Below are 16,229 nucleotides of genomic sequence, written 5' to 3' on the forward strand. Positions count from 1 at the left end.
CTAATCAAAAACAAAGGAGGATTCAAAATGAATCATCTTGAAGAACTTTTAGCCACTAAAGCTACAGAAGTAGAAGGTGGTGGATCTGACAAATACCATCAAAAGCTAAAGCAATCGAATAAGCTTTTTGTGCGTGACAGACTTAAGCTTCTATTTGATAGCGGTGAATACACAGAAGATGGTAAATTCGCGAACAATTATGCAAAAGATCTTCCTGCAGATGGGGTTGTCACCGCGATTGGCAAAGTGAACGGAAAAAAGGTTTGTGTGATGGCCAATGATTCTACGGTTAAGGCAGGATCTTGGGGTGCGAGAACGGTTGAGAAGATTATTCGCATTCAAGAAACAGCAATGAGCTTGAAGGTACCTCTTTTGTATTTGGTCGATTCAGCCGGAGCTAGAATTACAGATCAGCTTGAAATGTTTCCAAATCGACGTGGGGCTGGAAGGATTTTTCATAATCAAGTGAAAATGTCTGGAATGGTACCACAAGTTTGCTTGCTGTTTGGACCTTCAGCTGCCGGCGGCGCATACATACCAGCTTTCTGTGATATTGTCATTATGGTCGATAAAAACGCGTCAATGTATCTTGGTTCACCTAGGATGGCTGAAAAAGTAATAGGGGAAAAAGTAACGTTAGAACAAATGGGTGGTGCACGAATGCACTGCAGTACAAGCGGGTGCGGTGACGTTCTTGCTGCAAACGAGGAGGAAGCGATTGAACTTGGAAGGAACTACCTTAGTTATTTTCCGGGGAATTTCCATAAGCGCACACCTCATCTAGAAGGTAAGCTACCTTCGCTTGAAAAGTCAATCAGTGATATCGTACCTGAAAATCAAAATGCGCCGTTTAACATGTATGACTTAATTGAGGCACTCGTGGATAGTGAAAGCTTTTTTGAAATGAAGAAGCTCTTTGCGCCAGAGTTGATTACTGGTTTTGCTAGAATAGATGGACGAGTAGTTGGATTGATTGCCAATCAACCAAAGGTTAAAGGCGGCGTTCTTTTCGTTGATTCTGCAGATAAGGGTGCGAAATTTATTCAGCTCTGCGATGCCTATCATATTCCTCTCGTGTTTCTTGCGGACGTTCCTGGATTTATGATTGGAACGAAAGTTGAAAGTGCTGGGATTATTCGCCACGGCGCTAAATTGATTGCGGCAATGAGCTCGGCTACGGTACCAAAGATCTCGGTAGTCGTGAGGAAAGCTTATGGAGCGGGGTTGTATGCGATGGCAGGCCCTGCATTTGAACCTGATTGCTGCATAGCTCTTCCGACTGCACAAATTGCCGTAATGGGACCTGAAGCTGCAGTCAATGCTGTTTATGCTAATAAGATAAATGCGATTGAGGATCCTAAGGAACGTATGGAATACGTCAAAGAGAAGCATCAGGAGTATAAAGAACACATTGATATTTACAAACTTGCTTCTGAATTGATTGTGGATGACATAGTTCCCGGAAGTGAGCTGCGTGAAGTTTTAGTGGATCGATTAAGCTACTATGAATCAAAAGAAGTGGCAGCGCCAGATAAGAAACACCCTGTTTATCCTGTATAAAAGTCGTAAAATCCCTTAACTTAACTGTTAAGGGATTTTTTACTCATCATTGACGAGAACCTGTGCTAAACTTTAAGAAGAATATCATGTGTTAGACAAGAGGGTGACGTGAAAGTTGAATATTACGGTTATCGGAGCTGGATCAATCGGTTTACTGTTAGCATCAAAGTTTGCGATGGAAGAGCACGTCGTTACAGTCGTATGTCATCGAAATGAACAAGCTGATCTGCTCAATCGAGGGATTACATACAAACAAGGAGAAAATATACGCGTAGCGCATGTTCGATCCACGCATTTTCTGGCGGGGGGCGAAACGGATTTACTCGTTGTTGCAGTTAAATCTAATCAAGTTCCCTCTGTTATAAAGATGATTCAAAAGGTATACCGGGATAACCATTTACCTGATATCCTTTTTGTACAAAACGGCATGGGGCACCTTTCTCATTTATCATTACTACAGCATAATATTCTAGTTGGAGTTATTGAGCATGGCGCAAAGAAGGTAGATGAGAGAACGGTCGAACACACAGGAAGCGGCGTTATAAGAGTGAGTGCATTTAGTGGCCTGCCTAATCCGCTTGCAAACCTCTCAACCAGGGATTTTCCGATTTATTATGAAAGTGACTGGTACCAGATGCTTGCAAAAAAACTTATTGTGAACTGTGCGATTAATCCTCTCAGCGGAATTTATCACGTAACAAATGGAGAGCTGCTCCAAAATCCAAGGTTTTATAGTGTGATGCGAGAATTAGTTAAGGAGACCTGTCGCGTACTTCAATTAGAGTATGAAGATGCTTGGAATGATACACAGCTTATATGCAGGCGAACGAGCTCGAATACGTCATCTATGCTTGCAGACTTAAAGGCGGGAAGAGTGACAGAGATCGATGCGATCACAGGCTTTATTCTTAAAGAAGCTGAATTAAATGGCCAATACGTTCCTTATTCTAGGTTTGTCTACGACAGTGTGAAGGGTCTTGAGATGTTAAATAGATAGAGAAAGGAGTCTCATGAAATGGAAAACCTCTTATCATGGATTGTAGCAACGGCCGTAACGATTCCGCTGCTTGCCTGGTACCTGGTCTATATTATTACGGTAAAAACGACGCGGAAGAAAAAGTTCTCCTTTCGTCTTGCGGTAGATGTTTCAACGATCTTTTTTATCTTAAGCGTTCACTTTATTCTCGTTGAATTACTTGGTCAATCATTTCTTTGGGTCATTTTACTAATGATTATTGGGGCGGCTGGTGCATTTACCGTGCTTCATTGGAAAATGAAAGATGATGTCGAGATTCACAAAGTGATAAAAGGTGCGTGGCGTTTTAATTTTCTATTGTTTTCTACAGGGTATATTGTTTTAGTGCTTATTGGGTTAGTTCACCGAATTCTATCGGTCTAACTTATAAGCTTTTTTTTTGGTAGCAATGAGGAAGTTTGATATACTAACAAAGGATTAAATAGGCGGAGTTCCGCATTTGTGTCAAGAAAGGAAGAAATATAAATGAAACTCAAAGAAACATTCCTTCCAGGATCAAATGTCATTGCGACAGATTACATTGCTGAGAAAAAAGGAATCTCAGCTTTTTTTGACTATACATATCAGCATGATTCCTCATATGAAAAGCGATACGAAGAGTTAATGGAACGTCATCAAGATCGTGCGAATTTAACGGAACACTTGATGGAGTTTAATGAGCAATTTGAAGCAGAAGGACCGGCGCTTGCAAATATCGAGCGTTTACAACAGCCAGAAGCGGTAACTGTTGTTGCAGGGCAACAGGCTGGGGTGTTAACTGGTCCCCTTTATACGATCAATAAAGCGATATCGGTCATTAAATTAGCAGCAGAGAAAGAACGAAAGCTAGGTGTACCTGTTATACCTATCTTTTGGGTAGCTGGAGAAGATCATGATTATCATGAAGTCAATCATATTTATTCGTATGATGAAGGGCGAGAGCGCAAAGAGGCAGTGCCTCAAAAGCAAATGACAAAGCAGGCATTGTCTGATATATCGCTTGATCATGATGCGATTAACTCTTGGACGCGTGACATGCTCAAACGATTTGGCGAAACCTCTTATACGAAACAGATTCAAGGGTTTCTAGAACGTGTAACTGAGAAATCTAATACGTACGTTGATCATTTTTGTTACATCATGACAAAGCTTTTTTCAAAGCATGGACTTGTGCTCGTAGATTCAGGTAACCGAGATTTTCGCCGTCTACAGACTGACGCGTTTAAACAAATGATTCATCAAAATGAAACAATCAATGAAGGTGTTTTAACCCAGGCGGCTCATCTTCGTGAAGAGAATTATCCAATTGGTGTCGATCTTGATGACCTACAAGCAAATTTATTCGTAAAGGTAAACGGCGAACGGATATTACTAGAACGAATAAACGGAAGATTTGAGGGGAAAACCGCTTCCGTTTCCTACTCAAAAGAAGAGCTGCTTGAATTAGCGGAACATCAGCCGGAAGATTTAAGTAACAATGTTGTGACGCGACCGATCATGCAAGATTTAATGTTTCCTGTGCTAGGTTTTGTGGCTGGACCAGGTGAACTTGCTTACTGGGCTTTACTGAAGCCAGCCTTTCATACTTTCGGAATAAAAATGCCTGTCATCGTGCCGCGACTGACATTTACGTTTGTAGAGCGACATATTCAAAAGTATGTCGATGATCTCTCTTTATCAGATGATGAAATCCTAAAGTCAGGGATTGATCACTCGAAAGAATCCTACGTGCGTCATTTAGATGATGTAGGGATCGGGGCTGCATTTAAAGATGCTAAGTTGAAAGTGGACGACATTCATCAAAATCTTCGCGAATTAACAGAATCCGTTGATCATGGACTTAATCGCTTTGCTGAAAAAAATGGCCAATTTCTTCAAAGACAGCTTGATCTTCTTCAGCAAAAACTTTATCAATCACTCGAGTATCAGCATGAAAATACGCTGGATAAATTCGATGAAGTAGGCTTTGCGTTAAAACCTAACGGGGCGCCTCAAGAGCGGAAGTGGAACGCAGTCTATTATTTAAATTGGCATGGTTTGGATTTTGTGGATCAAGTGATGGAACTTGAGCTTCCGTTTAATGATAAGCATAAGGTGATTTATCTTTAAGGGATAGAAGGAAAGCTGCCGGAGGATTCTGGCAGCTTTTTTGATTTGGCCAATATAACCTCTGTATGGCATGATTTCAAGCGGGTGACAGGCACCCGCGGAATGGCGAGTACCCTTTTTGTTTGAAAACCAAATATTTTTAAATAAAAATCCCGCTGAACAGCAGGATTTTTGTTTTGTGGTACGAATTATTTTTTTAGTGGTGAAAAGTGGGGAGTTGTGGTAACTTAGAGGTAGAAAGTGGGAGAGGTGGAGGAAGCCATGTTTATGGGGGAATATCAGCATACTGTTGATGAAAAAGGCAGAATGATCATTCCCGCTAAGTTTCGTGAAGAACTTGGTGAAACCTTCGTCCTCACTCGCGGGTTAGATAAATGCATCTTCGGCTACCCAATGACAGAATGGGAAGTTCTTGAAGAGAAGATGAAGACACTCCCTTTTACAAAGAAAGATGCTCGTGCTTTTACCCGATTCTTTTTCTCAGGTGCAACTGAATGCCAACTGGATAAACAGGGCAGGGTAAATATTGCCGGAACATTACGCCAGTATGCAGGGCTTGAGAAAGAATGCGTTGTGATTGGTGTTTCAAATCGATTAGAAATTTGGGACAAAGCCGTTTGGGAAGAGTACTTCAATGCATCAGAAGAGTCTTTCTCTGAAATCGCGGAAAGTATGATGGATTTCGATTTGTAGAAGGTCAATATGGAATGAAGGTTAAGGTGTAGCTATGTTTGAACACATTACAGTATTAAAAGAAGAAGCAGTGAACGCACTAAATATTAAAGAAGATGGCATTTATGTTGACTGTACGCTTGGCGGCGGCGGTCATTCAAAAGCAATCCTGGATAAGCTTACCACAGGACACCTCTATGCTTTTGATCAGGATCAATGGGCAATAGATAACGCCAAAACAACACTTGCAGGCTATGAGGACAAGCTGACAGTTATTGAACGAAACTTTAGCTTCATCAAAGAAGCCCTCTCTGAACTTGGTGTTGATGGCGTTGATGGCATTTTATTCGACCTTGGTGTTTCCTCTCCGCAGCTTGATAAAGGTGAGCGGGGGTTTAGTTATCAGCATGATGCTCAGCTCGATATGAGAATGGACCAATCTTCCAGTTTATCGGCGTATGAAGTGGTGAATGAATGGCAGTATGAGCGCCTCGTCTCGATTTTTTTCAAATTTGGTGAAGAAAAGTTTTCAAAACAAATCGCTCGCAAAATTGAAAAAGCAAGAGACTTAAAACCGATTGAAACCACATTTGAACTCGTTGATATTATTAAGGACGCTATTCCAGCACCTGCGAGAAGGAAGGGAGGGCATCCCGCCAAAAGAATTTTTCAGGCTATTCGAATAGCAGTGAATGATGAGCTTAAAGTATTTGAAGAGGCTCTTAAAGATGGGATGTCTATTTTGAACTCTGGTGGCAGAATGAGTGTGATCACGTTCCATTCTCTTGAAGATCGTATTTGCAAAACGACTATGAAGGAAGCGGCTTCTGGTCCAGAACTTCCGCCTGGAATGCCGATTATTCCAGATGCCTACCAGCCTGATATCAAGCTTGTAACAAGAAAGCCGATTCTTCCGTCAGAAGAAGAACAAGAAGCAAACAGACGCGCACGATCCGCAAAGCTTCGTGTAGCAGAGAAAGTGTAAAGATAAAAATATAAAGAGGTGCAAGGGGGAAAATGATGAGTAACCTGGCGTATAAGTATCAGCAGCAGCAAACGCAAAAAAAACAAGTTGAAACAAAACAGCAAGCTGTCCATGTGGAACGTGGACGAATCACTAAAGGAGAGAAGTTGCTCTGGATGATGCTTGTACTAACGTTCGTGGCGGCGTCGATCTTTATGGTTTCTAACTACGCTAAGATTTATAATTTGAATACTGGACTGCAGCAAGCGGAAGCAGACCAACGTGCTCAAGTGAAACAGAATGAAGAGCTTCAGGTTAAAGTGACAGAATTAAGTGCGCCTGGTCGAATTGTGAACATTGCCGAAGAAAAATTAGGCATGGAACTGAATGATCAAAATGTAGAAGTGATCAACAAAGGATCATAATTTCGGAGGTTTGCACTGTCATGAAAGAAACAAACAAGAACTCACATATTAATGTTGGAGCAGCGATTTTAATGTCACTATTTGTCCTGCTCTTTTTTGCTTTTATTGGACGGTTTTTCTACATCGAGTGGACACAGGCGGTATCAGGTTCAGACGGTGAAAAAGTGGACTTAATGGAGCTTGGAAAAGATAAGTGGACTAGAAGCAAAATCCTCGAAGCGGATCGCGGTACGATCTTTGACCGAACAGGTGAGAATGCTCTAGCTACCGATATTCCTTCCTTTACGCTAAGAGCGATTTTGGATAAAGAATATGAGGACCATGTAGAAGACATCGATAAAACAGCTGCTGCGCTTGCACCTATTATCGAGATGGAAGAATCTGATGTAAAAGAAATTTTATCAAGAGACGATCCTTTTCAAGTAGAATTTGGTGCATCGGGTAAAGATTTAAGCTTAACTCAAAAAGAAAAAATAGAAGAAATGGATTTACCAGGAGTTGGATTCATCCCAACGAAAACAAGACTCTATCCGAACGAAGAGTTTGCTTCACATCTTCTTGGTTTTACAAATGAAAACGAAGATGGCGTGCAGGAAGGTCTACTAGGATTAGAAAAGAAATTGAATAAATATCTCGTGCCGCAGGAAGGGAAAGAAACGTATCAAAGTGATCGTGAAGGATTCAGACTTCCTTATGGTAACGAGAATATCACCCCTTCCAAAAGTGGAAACGATGTTTATTTAACAATTGATCAAAAAATCCAAGTGTTAATGGAAAATGCTTTGAACGAGGCACAGGAGAAATTCAACCCTGAACGAATGACGGCGATTGTTGCAGATCCAGATACAGGTAAAATCCTAGCGATGGGCAATCGTCCAACGTTTGATCCAAACTTAAGAAACGTTTCTAATTACACGAATATGGCTCTTACGGCATTTGAGCCAGGTTCGACTATGAAAATTTTCACTGTGGCATCAGCCATTGAAGAAGGTGTATACAATGGAGACGAGCTCTTCCAGTCAGGTCAATATTCAGTGCCTGGTGGTCGAGTGAGTGATCATAATGGTGGTGAAGGATGGGGTGCAATTAGTTTTGATGAAGGTATTCGACAATCCTCTAACGTTGCAGCTTCTATCCTTGTTAAAGAAAAGCTAGGCTATGAGAAGTATAAGGGTTACTTAACTAAATTCGGATTGGATTCGAAAACAGGTATTGATCTCCCGGGGGAGTCTTCTTCAAGAATTACTTATGGCGGAGAGCTTGAACGAATTACGACTGGATTTGGACAAGGATCTACGATAACGCCAATCCAGCAAGTACAAGCTATAACTGCAATAGCTAACGGCGGTAAGATGATGAAGCCATATGTCATAGAAAAAATAGTTGATCCTGAATCAAACGAAGTGAAGCTGAATCACGAACCTGAAGTAGCTGGAGAACCTATTTCTAAAGACACTGCTAAACAAACGCGAGATCTTTTACGTACGGTAGTGACGGATGGCACAGGTACCCCATATAACATTGAAGGTTACGAGATTGCTGGTAAAACCGGTACAGCTCAAATTTCACAAGGTTCAAAGGGCTATATGAGTGGATATGGAAATAACATCTTTTCGTTTATAGGTATGGCACCTGCAGATGATCCGGAATTAGTAGTCTATGTTGCTGTTGACCGCCCACAGCTTGAATATCCTGAACTTGGAAGTGACCCTGTTTCTCTTATCTTTAACACGGTTATGAAAAATAGTCTTCAATATTTAAATATTGATCCGATGGAAAAGAAAGAAGAAACGTCCGAAGAAAGCTCAAAGAAAGAGAGCGGTCAGGTATTAACAGAAGTGACGGGCATGAATGCAGACGAAGCGAAGAAAGAACTTGAAGCGAAAGGCTTATCGGTTACAGTACTTGGTGATGGAGGGGTCACAGGTCAATCTCCTCATGCAGGTACGAAAATACTCGATAATGAACGAATTATTTTGCGGGCAGAAGGTAGTGCGAAAATGCCTGATATTACTGGGTGGTCTCTAGCTGACGTTATGAAGTTAGTCGAGCTAATGGACCTTAAACCGAACGTCATGGGAGCTGGATATGTTACGAAGCAAGGGATTAACAAAGGAAGTAATATCAAAAAAGACGATTATCTAGTCGTTGAGCTGAAGTCTCCTTCTTCTGAAGAAGAACCAGAACAAACGGAAGCTGAGGAAGATGCGGAGCCAATTACAGACTAGCAGGTCTATCTAAACCGTGTTGAACATATAGTGGAACGAGCATAATCAGGGAGGATGAGTTTATGCGCGTTTCCACTGTTACTGTTCGAAGGAGACTTGTGATGGCGCTTGTCATCGGTCTATTTGTATTTGCGGTTGTCGTCGTGAGGCTTGGTTATGTGCAGCTTGTGATGGGAAATTGGCTAAGCGAGAAAGCGAAAGATTCTTGGAGTCGAAATATTCCGTTTGAACCGAGTCGAGGCGAAATCTTGGATCGTAACGGAGTGCCTCTTGCAACGAATATTAGTGCCCCTTCTGTATTAATCGTTCCAAGACAGCTTCAAAATCCTGCGGCTACTGCTGAAGCTCTTGCTGCTTCCCTTAATACGAGTAAAGAAAAGGTTTATGAAACGATCACCCAGAATCAATCAATGGTTTGGATTCGTCCTGAAGGTAAGAAAATGTCGAATGAAAAGGCAAATGAAATTCGGAAATTGAATCTTTCAGGTGTTTACATTGCTGAAGATAACAAACGTCACTATCCAAACGGCGACTTTCTAGCTCACGTGCTAGGGTTCAGTGGTATTGATAATCAAGGTTTGACAGGTATTGAGCTCTATTATGATGAAGAGTTAAGCGGTGAAAAAGGACAGGTTGAGTATTATGCAGATGCGAAAGGTAAGCGGATGCCTTCTCTTGCAGATGATTATACAGAACCTGTAGATGGGCTCGATCTACGTTTAACAATTGATTCAAAAATCCAGACAATTATGGAACGAGAGTTGGATATTGCGGAAGCTACCTACCATCCGGATGGAGCGGCAGCCATTGCAATGGATCCCAATACAGGTGAGATTCTCGGGATGACTTCAAGGCCGGATTTTAATCCAGAAGAATTTCAGCAAGTCTCTCCTGACGTCTGGAATCAAAATAAGCCTGTATGGAGTACGTATGAACCAGGATCAACATTTAAGATTATTACGCTAGCTGCTGCTCTTGAGGAAGGTGAAGTTGATCTTGAGAAAGATCATTTTCACGACCCTGGAAGCATTGAAGTGGCTGGAACAAAATTAAGATGTTGGAAAGCTGGAGGTCATGGAAGCCAAACGTTTTTAGAAGGTGTGCAAAATTCCTGTAACCCTGGTTTCGTTCTTCTCGGGGAACGTCTGGGCAAAGAAAAGCTCTTTTCATATATTGATAAATTCGGCTTCGGTGACAAAACCGGCATTGACCTACAAGGTGAAGCAAGTGGAATATTATTTGATGTTGATAATGTCGGTCCACTAGAGCTTGCAACAACCGCCTTCGGTCAGGGTGTATCCGTTACGCCTATTCAGCAGGTGACAGCTGTCTCGGCTGCTGTGAACGGAGGGACCCTCTATGAACCATACATTGCAAAAGAGTGGCTAGATCCTGAGACGGGAGCAGTTGTGAGTAAAAACTCGCCAACTGCGAAAAGACAAGTTATTTCAAAAGAAACCTCCGAGGAAGTAAGGCATGCGCTTGAAACGGTCGTGGCGCTTGGAACTGGAAAAAACGCTTATGTAGATGGCTATAGGGTAGGCGGAAAGACAGGAACGGCTCAAAAAGCGAAAGACGGCGCTTATTTAAAAAATAATCATATCGTCTCTTTTATTGGTTTTGCTCCGGCGGATGATCCTCAAATTGTTGTCTATGTGGCGATTGATAATCCGAAAGATACGCTCCAATTTGGTGGAATCGTAGCCGCTCCAATTGTAGGTAATATTATCCAGGATAGTTTGACGGTTATGGGTGTGGAAAAAAGGGAAGACCAAATTGAGAAAGAAAAGACATGGCAGGATGAAGAGATGACTGAAATGCCGGATTTAGTAGGTTTATCTACTGAAGATATTCATAAAGCAATGTATAATTTGAAAATTGATTCAAGTGGTGAAGGGGATATCGTTGTGGCTCAGGCCCCTGAACCTGGAGTGAAATTACCGGCTGGGTCAGAAATTCGACTTTATATGGGTGACAAATAAGCGACCGGTGAGTACAATAAGTAGTGAACAAGCCAAGGCGTATGCTCTTGGCTTGTTTTCTGAAAATATGTCAGCGAACTAGAAAGGTTTGAAAGAGATGAAATTACAAGAACTTCTCCATGCATTACTTACATATAAGCAAGTAGGAAAAGGGAACCCGGAAATAGTAACGATTGAAAGTGATAGTCGAGCTGTTGAAGCTAATAGTTTATTCGTTTGTATCCCTGGTTACACAGTGGATGGCCATGATTTTGCTGAGCAGGCTGTACAACAGGGAGCAGTTGCACTTATATCTGAAAAGGAGCTAGACGTTTCTGTTCCAGTTATTATTGTTAGAGATGCTCATCGTGCGCTTGCAGAGCTAGCTAATTATTTCTATCATAATCCAACCAAATCATTTTCTTTAATTGGTGTAACGGGAACGAATGGCAAAACGACCGTTTCTCATTTAATTGAGCAGATTCATCGTAATGAACAGCAAACGACAGGATTAATCGGCACTATTAATATGAAAATAGCAGATGAAGAATTCGAGACGAAAAACACCACACCTGAACCATTGCTACTTCAAAAGCAATTTGCCAAAATGCAGGAAAGCAATGTTCAAACGGCTGTTATGGAAGTTTCTTCTCACGCGTTAACATTAGGTCGCGTTAGAGGCTGTGATTATGATGTAGCGGTCTTTACGAATTTAACTCAAGATCATCTTGATTATCATGGAACAATGGAGGAATATCGTCAGGCAAAAGGTCTTCTTTTTTCACAGTTAGGTAATACATATGATACAGGGAGAAAAAAGGTAGCCGTTTTAAATGCCGATGATCAAGCGAGTGAGCAATATGAACAAATGACTTCAGCGCACATTTTTAAATATGGAATTGATAATAACGCTGATATTATGGCTAACAGCATCTCGTTTTCCGCTAACGGGACAAGTTTTCACCTCGTTACTCCTGAAGAAGAACGAGATGTGAAACTGATGTTAACAGGCAAATTCAGCGTCTACAATGCACTTGCAGCTATTGCAGCTTGTCTTTCTAATGGGTTATCACTTGATCGTATTCTAGAGAGTCTTGAACAAATTGCAGGTGTTCCGGGACGGTTCGAACTTGTTGATGAAGGACAGGAATTTCCCGTTATCGTTGACTATGCGCATACACCGGATAGCCTTGAGAATGTGCTGTTAACGGTTAAAGAGATGTCAATAGGGAATGTATTTGCTGTCGTTGGCTGCGGGGGAGATCGTGATCGTACGAAACGACCCCTCATGGCGAAGATCGCAACAGAATTAGCAGATACAGCGGTTCTTACTTCAGATAATCCGAGGAGTGAAGATCCTGAACAGATATTAGATGATATGGTGGAAGGTGTAAGTGGACATTATATCCGCATTACAGATCGAGCAGCAGCTATTCATCATGCTGTTACTCACGCTGTGGAAGGAGACGTTGTCCTTATTGCAGGTAAAGGACATGAAACTTATCAAATTATCGGCGATCAAGTGCTCGATTTTGATGATCGACAAATAGCACGTCAGGCAATAAAGGAGCGGAAGAGATGAACTTTTCATCTAAATTACTAAACAATATTAGTCAGGGACCAGTTGAACATGAACTGGTCTTTGAAGGTGTGGCGACGGATACGAGGAAAGACTGTACGAATAAATTATTTATTCCGATCGTTGGCGAAGTATTCGATGGTCATCGTTTCATTGATGCAGCCATTGCAAATGGGGCAACTGGAACGCTTTGGGATAAAAGTAAGCCATTTCCTCAAGATCTTGTTGGGAAGATAAATGTTTACGAAGTTGACGACACAACCGTTGGATTTCAGGAGCTTGCGAAGCAAGTTCTTAGAGAACAAAATCCATATGTTATCGGTGTAACCGGCAGTAATGGGAAAACAACAGTGAAAGATATGCTTGAAGCGGTTCTCAGTCCTAAATATAAAACGTATAAAACACAGGGCAACTTGAATAATCATTGGGGACTCCCGATGACAGTTCTTGCTATGCCTGAAGAAACAGATGTATTGATCCTTGAAATGGGGATGAGCGGAGCAGGTGAGATTTCCCTTCTTACCCAGATCGCTACACCGGATGTGGCGATCATTACGAACATTGGAGAGTCTCATTTACTTCAACTTGGCAGTCGAGAAAATATCGCCAAAGCGAAAATGGAAATAGCAGAGGGACTTAAGTCAAATGGTCATCTCGTGATTGATGGAGATGAGCCTCTTCTTGCTCCACTTCAGAAGAACGCGATTTCTTGCGGATACGATGAAACAAATGATCTTCAAGTTGATCAAGTAGTAAAGCTGGATAATGGGTATTCGTTTACGTTACTAAATGAAAAAGAGCCGTTCGAAATTGCATTATTAGGTAAACATAATATTAAGAACGCGCTCTACAGCATTGCTGCAGGAAGAAAACTTGGAATGACAGATGACCAAATTCGAAAAGCACTATCTTCCTTAACCCTTACTGGGATGAGACTTGAGAAGTTTAGGAGTTCAACCGGTGCATTAATTATTAATGATGCCTATAATGCCAGCCCAACATCCATGAAAGCTGCGGTTGAAACCCTTGCAGAATTGGAAGGATTTCATAAGAAAATCGCCATTCTTGGTGATATGTATGAGTTAGGTGATCGAGAAGAATCTCTCCACCGTAACATAGCAACGGCGATTCAACCGTCTATTACGGAAGTGATTACAGTTGGAGAAAAAGCAAAGTGGATTTATGATGGGATCGTGGAAGATGAAGCACAGCAAGTGCCTGCTGTTTCCTTTGACAATAAAGAAGATGCCGCATCATATCTATCGGGCCAACTTGATGATAAAACAGCCGTTTTGTTAAAAGCTTCAAGAGGGCTAGGGCTCGAAACCATCGTAAAGGCATTAGAGAATGAATCTTAAGGAGGCAGTACAGTGATTGAAAGATTATTAATTTTTAGCTTATTAACATCATTTATTATTGCGGTGCTAGTATCGCCCGTATTTATTCCATATTTAAGAAGGCTTAAATTTGGACAGAGCATCAGAGAAGAAGGACCTAAGTCACACCAAAAGAAATCTGGCACTCCGACAATGGGCGGACTGATCATTATTCTGTCTATTATTCTCGGGACTATTATTATCGCTCTTAAATATGATGAAATTTCAACCCAAATTTGGCTGCTTTTATTTGTAACAGTTGGATATGGACTGATTGGCTTTTTGGATGATTTTATTAAAGTCGTGAAAAAGCGTAACCTTGGATTAACATCAAAACAAAAACTATTAGGTCAGCTCCTAATTGCGATCCTTGTTTATTTTGGATTAAGAACCGTTGGATTTGATACAGCGATTCATGTTCCAGGGACAGAGTGGAGCTTTGACATTGGCATTGGATATGTCATCTTACTTTTTGTCATGCTAGTTGGCGCGTCAAACGCTGTCAATCTGACAGATGGACTGGACGGGCTTGTAGCAGGAACGTCGGCTATTGCCTTCGGTGCATTTGCCATTCTTGCGGCGTCAGTATACATGTATGATGTGGCTATTTTCTCCGTCAGTGTCGTTGGCGCAGTACTAGGATTTCTTGTTTTTAATGCTCACCCTGCGAAAGTATTTATGGGTGATACTGGATCACTTGCGCTTGGGGGAGCTCTTGCAGCTGTTGCCATTATGACGAAGCTTGAGCTTCTTCTCGTCATTATTGGTGGGGTGTTTGTCATTGAAACCCTATCCGTTATTATTCAGGTAACTTCATTTAAAACGACAGGTAAACGTGTGTTTAAGATGAGTCCTCTTCATCACCACTATGAGCTTTCTGGTTGGACGGAATGGCGTGTTGTCGCTACATTTTGGACAGTTGGTTTACTATGTGCAACGTTTGGAATCTATCTTGAGGTGTGGATGTAATGAAAAAAGTAAATTATGAAAATAAGTCTGTTCTTGTTTTAGGAATAGCGAAAAGTGGATTTGCGGCAGCGAAGCTCCTACGATCTCTTGGCGCTAACGTAAAGGTGAATGATCGCGAAGAAGTGAAAAACAATCCTAAAGCAATGGAACTTCAAGAATTAGGGTTCACCGTTGTAGGCGGTGGGCATCCTCTTGAACTTCTAGATGGCGTCGATTTAATTGTGAAGAATCCCGGGATTCCTTATGAAAATCCACTTTTAGCAGAAGCTCAAAAGAGAGAGATTCCAATTGTGACAGAAGTTGAAATCGCAGGTGAAATATCAGAAGCTCCGTTTGTTGCCATAACAGGTTCGAACGGGAAAACAACGACAACTACTCTGATTGGACAATTATTAAGAGATACAGAGTCTAATCCGATTGTGGCAGGCAATATTGGAACAGTTGTATGTGAGGTAGCTGCGGAAGCTACACCTAATCAAACGCTTGTGACAGAACTCTCTAGTTTTCAGCTTCAAGGAACAATGAACTTCCATCCTCATATTTCAGTACTTCTAAATATTTATGAGGCACACCTTGATTATCATGGAACTAAAGAGGCTTATGCCGCAGCTAAGGCTCGTTTGTTCCAAAATCAAACCGAGGAAGATTTTGCTGTTTATAATGCTGACGATGAACTTGTCACTGGTTTTGCTGAGGATTCTAATGCTTCACTCGTTCCTTTTTCAGCCACAAAAAAACTAGATTCAGGCGTATGTATTGATGAAGAGTGGATCGTGTTTAAAGAGGAAAAAGTGATTAAGATTGAAGATCTATCAATGAAGCAGAACGTGGAAAATACGCTTGCTGCTATAGCTGTAGCGAAGTTGTCAGGTGTTTCAAATGAAAAGATCCATCAAGAACTAACAAACTTTCACGGTGTGAAACATCGTCTACAGTTCGTAGGAGAAGTTAACGAACGAAAATTTTACAATGATTCTAAAGCAACGAATTCAATTGCTACTAAAAAAGCGCTTGATTCCTTCAAAAAGCCCGTGATTCTTCTCGCTGGAGGTCTTGATCGTGGGAACGGGTTTGACGATTTAATTCCGTATTTCCAAACAAAAGTGAAGCACTTAATTACGTTTGGTCAGACTGCCTCTAAATTAGAAAAAACAGCTTCATCAGCAGGACTGGATTCTGTGACAGTTGTCGATAATGTAGAGGAAGCTGTTACAACAGCTTATAATCTTTCCGAAGCGGAGGATGTCGTTCTTCTATCACCAGCTTGTGCAAGCTGGGATCAATTCAAAACGTTTGAAGAACGTGGAGACATCTTTATTGAGGCAATGCATAGACTCTAATGAGAGGTTGTCTTGCTTATCCGGTGAGTTC

13 protein-coding genes are annotated in these 16,229 nt (G+C 41.4%); all 13 read left to right on the forward strand.

Annotation, left to right across the window (positions count from 1 at the left end):
* Window positions 1-27 precede the first annotated feature (27 nt).
* A complete protein-coding gene (locus AC0VYO_RS09295; protein ID WP_475367240.1) occupies window positions 28-1,560 on the forward strand; it encodes an acyl-CoA carboxylase subunit beta in 1,533 nt (510 codons plus the stop codon).
* A 115-nt stretch (window positions 1,561-1,675) separates the two neighbouring features.
* A complete protein-coding gene (locus AC0VYO_RS09300; protein ID WP_475367241.1) occupies window positions 1,676-2,557 on the forward strand; it encodes a 2-dehydropantoate 2-reductase in 882 nt (293 codons plus the stop codon).
* An 18-nt stretch (window positions 2,558-2,575) separates the two neighbouring features.
* Window positions 2,576-2,959 carry a DUF3397 domain-containing protein gene (locus AC0VYO_RS09305; RefSeq protein ID WP_194221332.1) on the forward strand — a complete coding sequence of 128 codons (384 nt, stop codon included), beginning with the start codon at window positions 2,576-2,578 and terminating at the stop codon, window positions 2,957-2,959.
* A gap of 102 nt (window positions 2,960-3,061) precedes the next feature.
* Entirely contained in the window at window positions 3,062-4,684 is a 1,623-nt protein-coding gene (gene bshC / locus AC0VYO_RS09310; RefSeq protein WP_475368898.1) for a bacillithiol biosynthesis cysteine-adding enzyme BshC, read from the forward strand.
* A gap of 261 nt (window positions 4,685-4,945) precedes the next feature.
* A complete protein-coding gene (mraZ, locus tag AC0VYO_RS09315; protein WP_194222283.1) occupies window positions 4,946-5,377 on the forward strand; it encodes a division/cell wall cluster transcriptional repressor MraZ in 432 nt (143 codons plus the stop codon).
* Between the two features lie 34 nt (window positions 5,378-5,411).
* Window positions 5,412-6,341, forward strand: a complete 930-nt coding sequence (gene rsmH / locus AC0VYO_RS09320) for a 16S rRNA (cytosine(1402)-N(4))-methyltransferase RsmH (protein ID WP_475368899.1) — start codon at window positions 5,412-5,414, stop codon at window positions 6,339-6,341.
* A gap of 35 nt (window positions 6,342-6,376) precedes the next feature.
* Window positions 6,377-6,745 carry a cell division protein FtsL gene (gene ftsL / locus AC0VYO_RS09325; protein ID WP_404682299.1) on the forward strand — a complete coding sequence of 123 codons (369 nt, stop codon included), beginning with the start codon at window positions 6,377-6,379 and terminating at the stop codon, window positions 6,743-6,745.
* Between the two features lie 20 nt (window positions 6,746-6,765).
* Window positions 6,766-8,973: a penicillin-binding protein gene (locus AC0VYO_RS09330; RefSeq protein ID WP_475368900.1), complete on the forward strand. Its 2,208-nt coding sequence runs from the start codon at window positions 6,766-6,768 to the stop codon at window positions 8,971-8,973.
* 62 nt (window positions 8,974-9,035) lie between these two features.
* Complete coding sequence (locus AC0VYO_RS09335) at window positions 9,036-10,955, forward strand: stage V sporulation protein D (RefSeq protein WP_475368901.1); 1,920 nt, start codon at window positions 9,036-9,038, stop codon at window positions 10,953-10,955.
* Window positions 10,956-11,052: 97 nt separating this feature from the next.
* Window positions 11,053-12,516 carry a UDP-N-acetylmuramoyl-L-alanyl-D-glutamate--2,6-diaminopimelate ligase gene (locus tag AC0VYO_RS09340; RefSeq protein WP_475368902.1) on the forward strand — a complete coding sequence of 488 codons (1,464 nt, stop codon included), beginning with the start codon at window positions 11,053-11,055 and terminating at the stop codon, window positions 12,514-12,516.
* Window positions 12,513-13,871 (forward strand): UDP-N-acetylmuramoyl-tripeptide--D-alanyl-D-alanine ligase, encoded by a 1,359-nt coding sequence (locus tag AC0VYO_RS09345; protein ID WP_475368903.1) that lies wholly within the window; start codon window positions 12,513-12,515, stop codon window positions 13,869-13,871. The genes AC0VYO_RS09340 and AC0VYO_RS09345 overlap by 4 nt, the downstream gene beginning before the upstream one ends.
* A gap of 12 nt (window positions 13,872-13,883) precedes the next feature.
* The gene (gene mraY / locus AC0VYO_RS09350) at window positions 13,884-14,858 is read left to right on the forward strand and encodes a phospho-N-acetylmuramoyl-pentapeptide-transferase (RefSeq protein ID WP_194221340.1); all 975 of its coding nucleotides are present in this window, start codon (window positions 13,884-13,886) and stop codon (window positions 14,856-14,858) included.
* Window positions 14,858-16,198, forward strand: coding sequence for a UDP-N-acetylmuramoyl-L-alanine--D-glutamate ligase (gene murD / locus AC0VYO_RS09355; protein ID WP_475368904.1), 1,341 nt, complete (start codon window positions 14,858-14,860; stop codon window positions 16,196-16,198). Before mraY ends, murD begins: the two co-directional genes overlap by 1 nt.
* Window positions 16,199-16,229: the final 31 nt, after the last annotated feature.

This window comes from Anaerobacillus sp. 63XJN7_4_ISO-PGPR-S23-413, assembly GCF_056173725.1.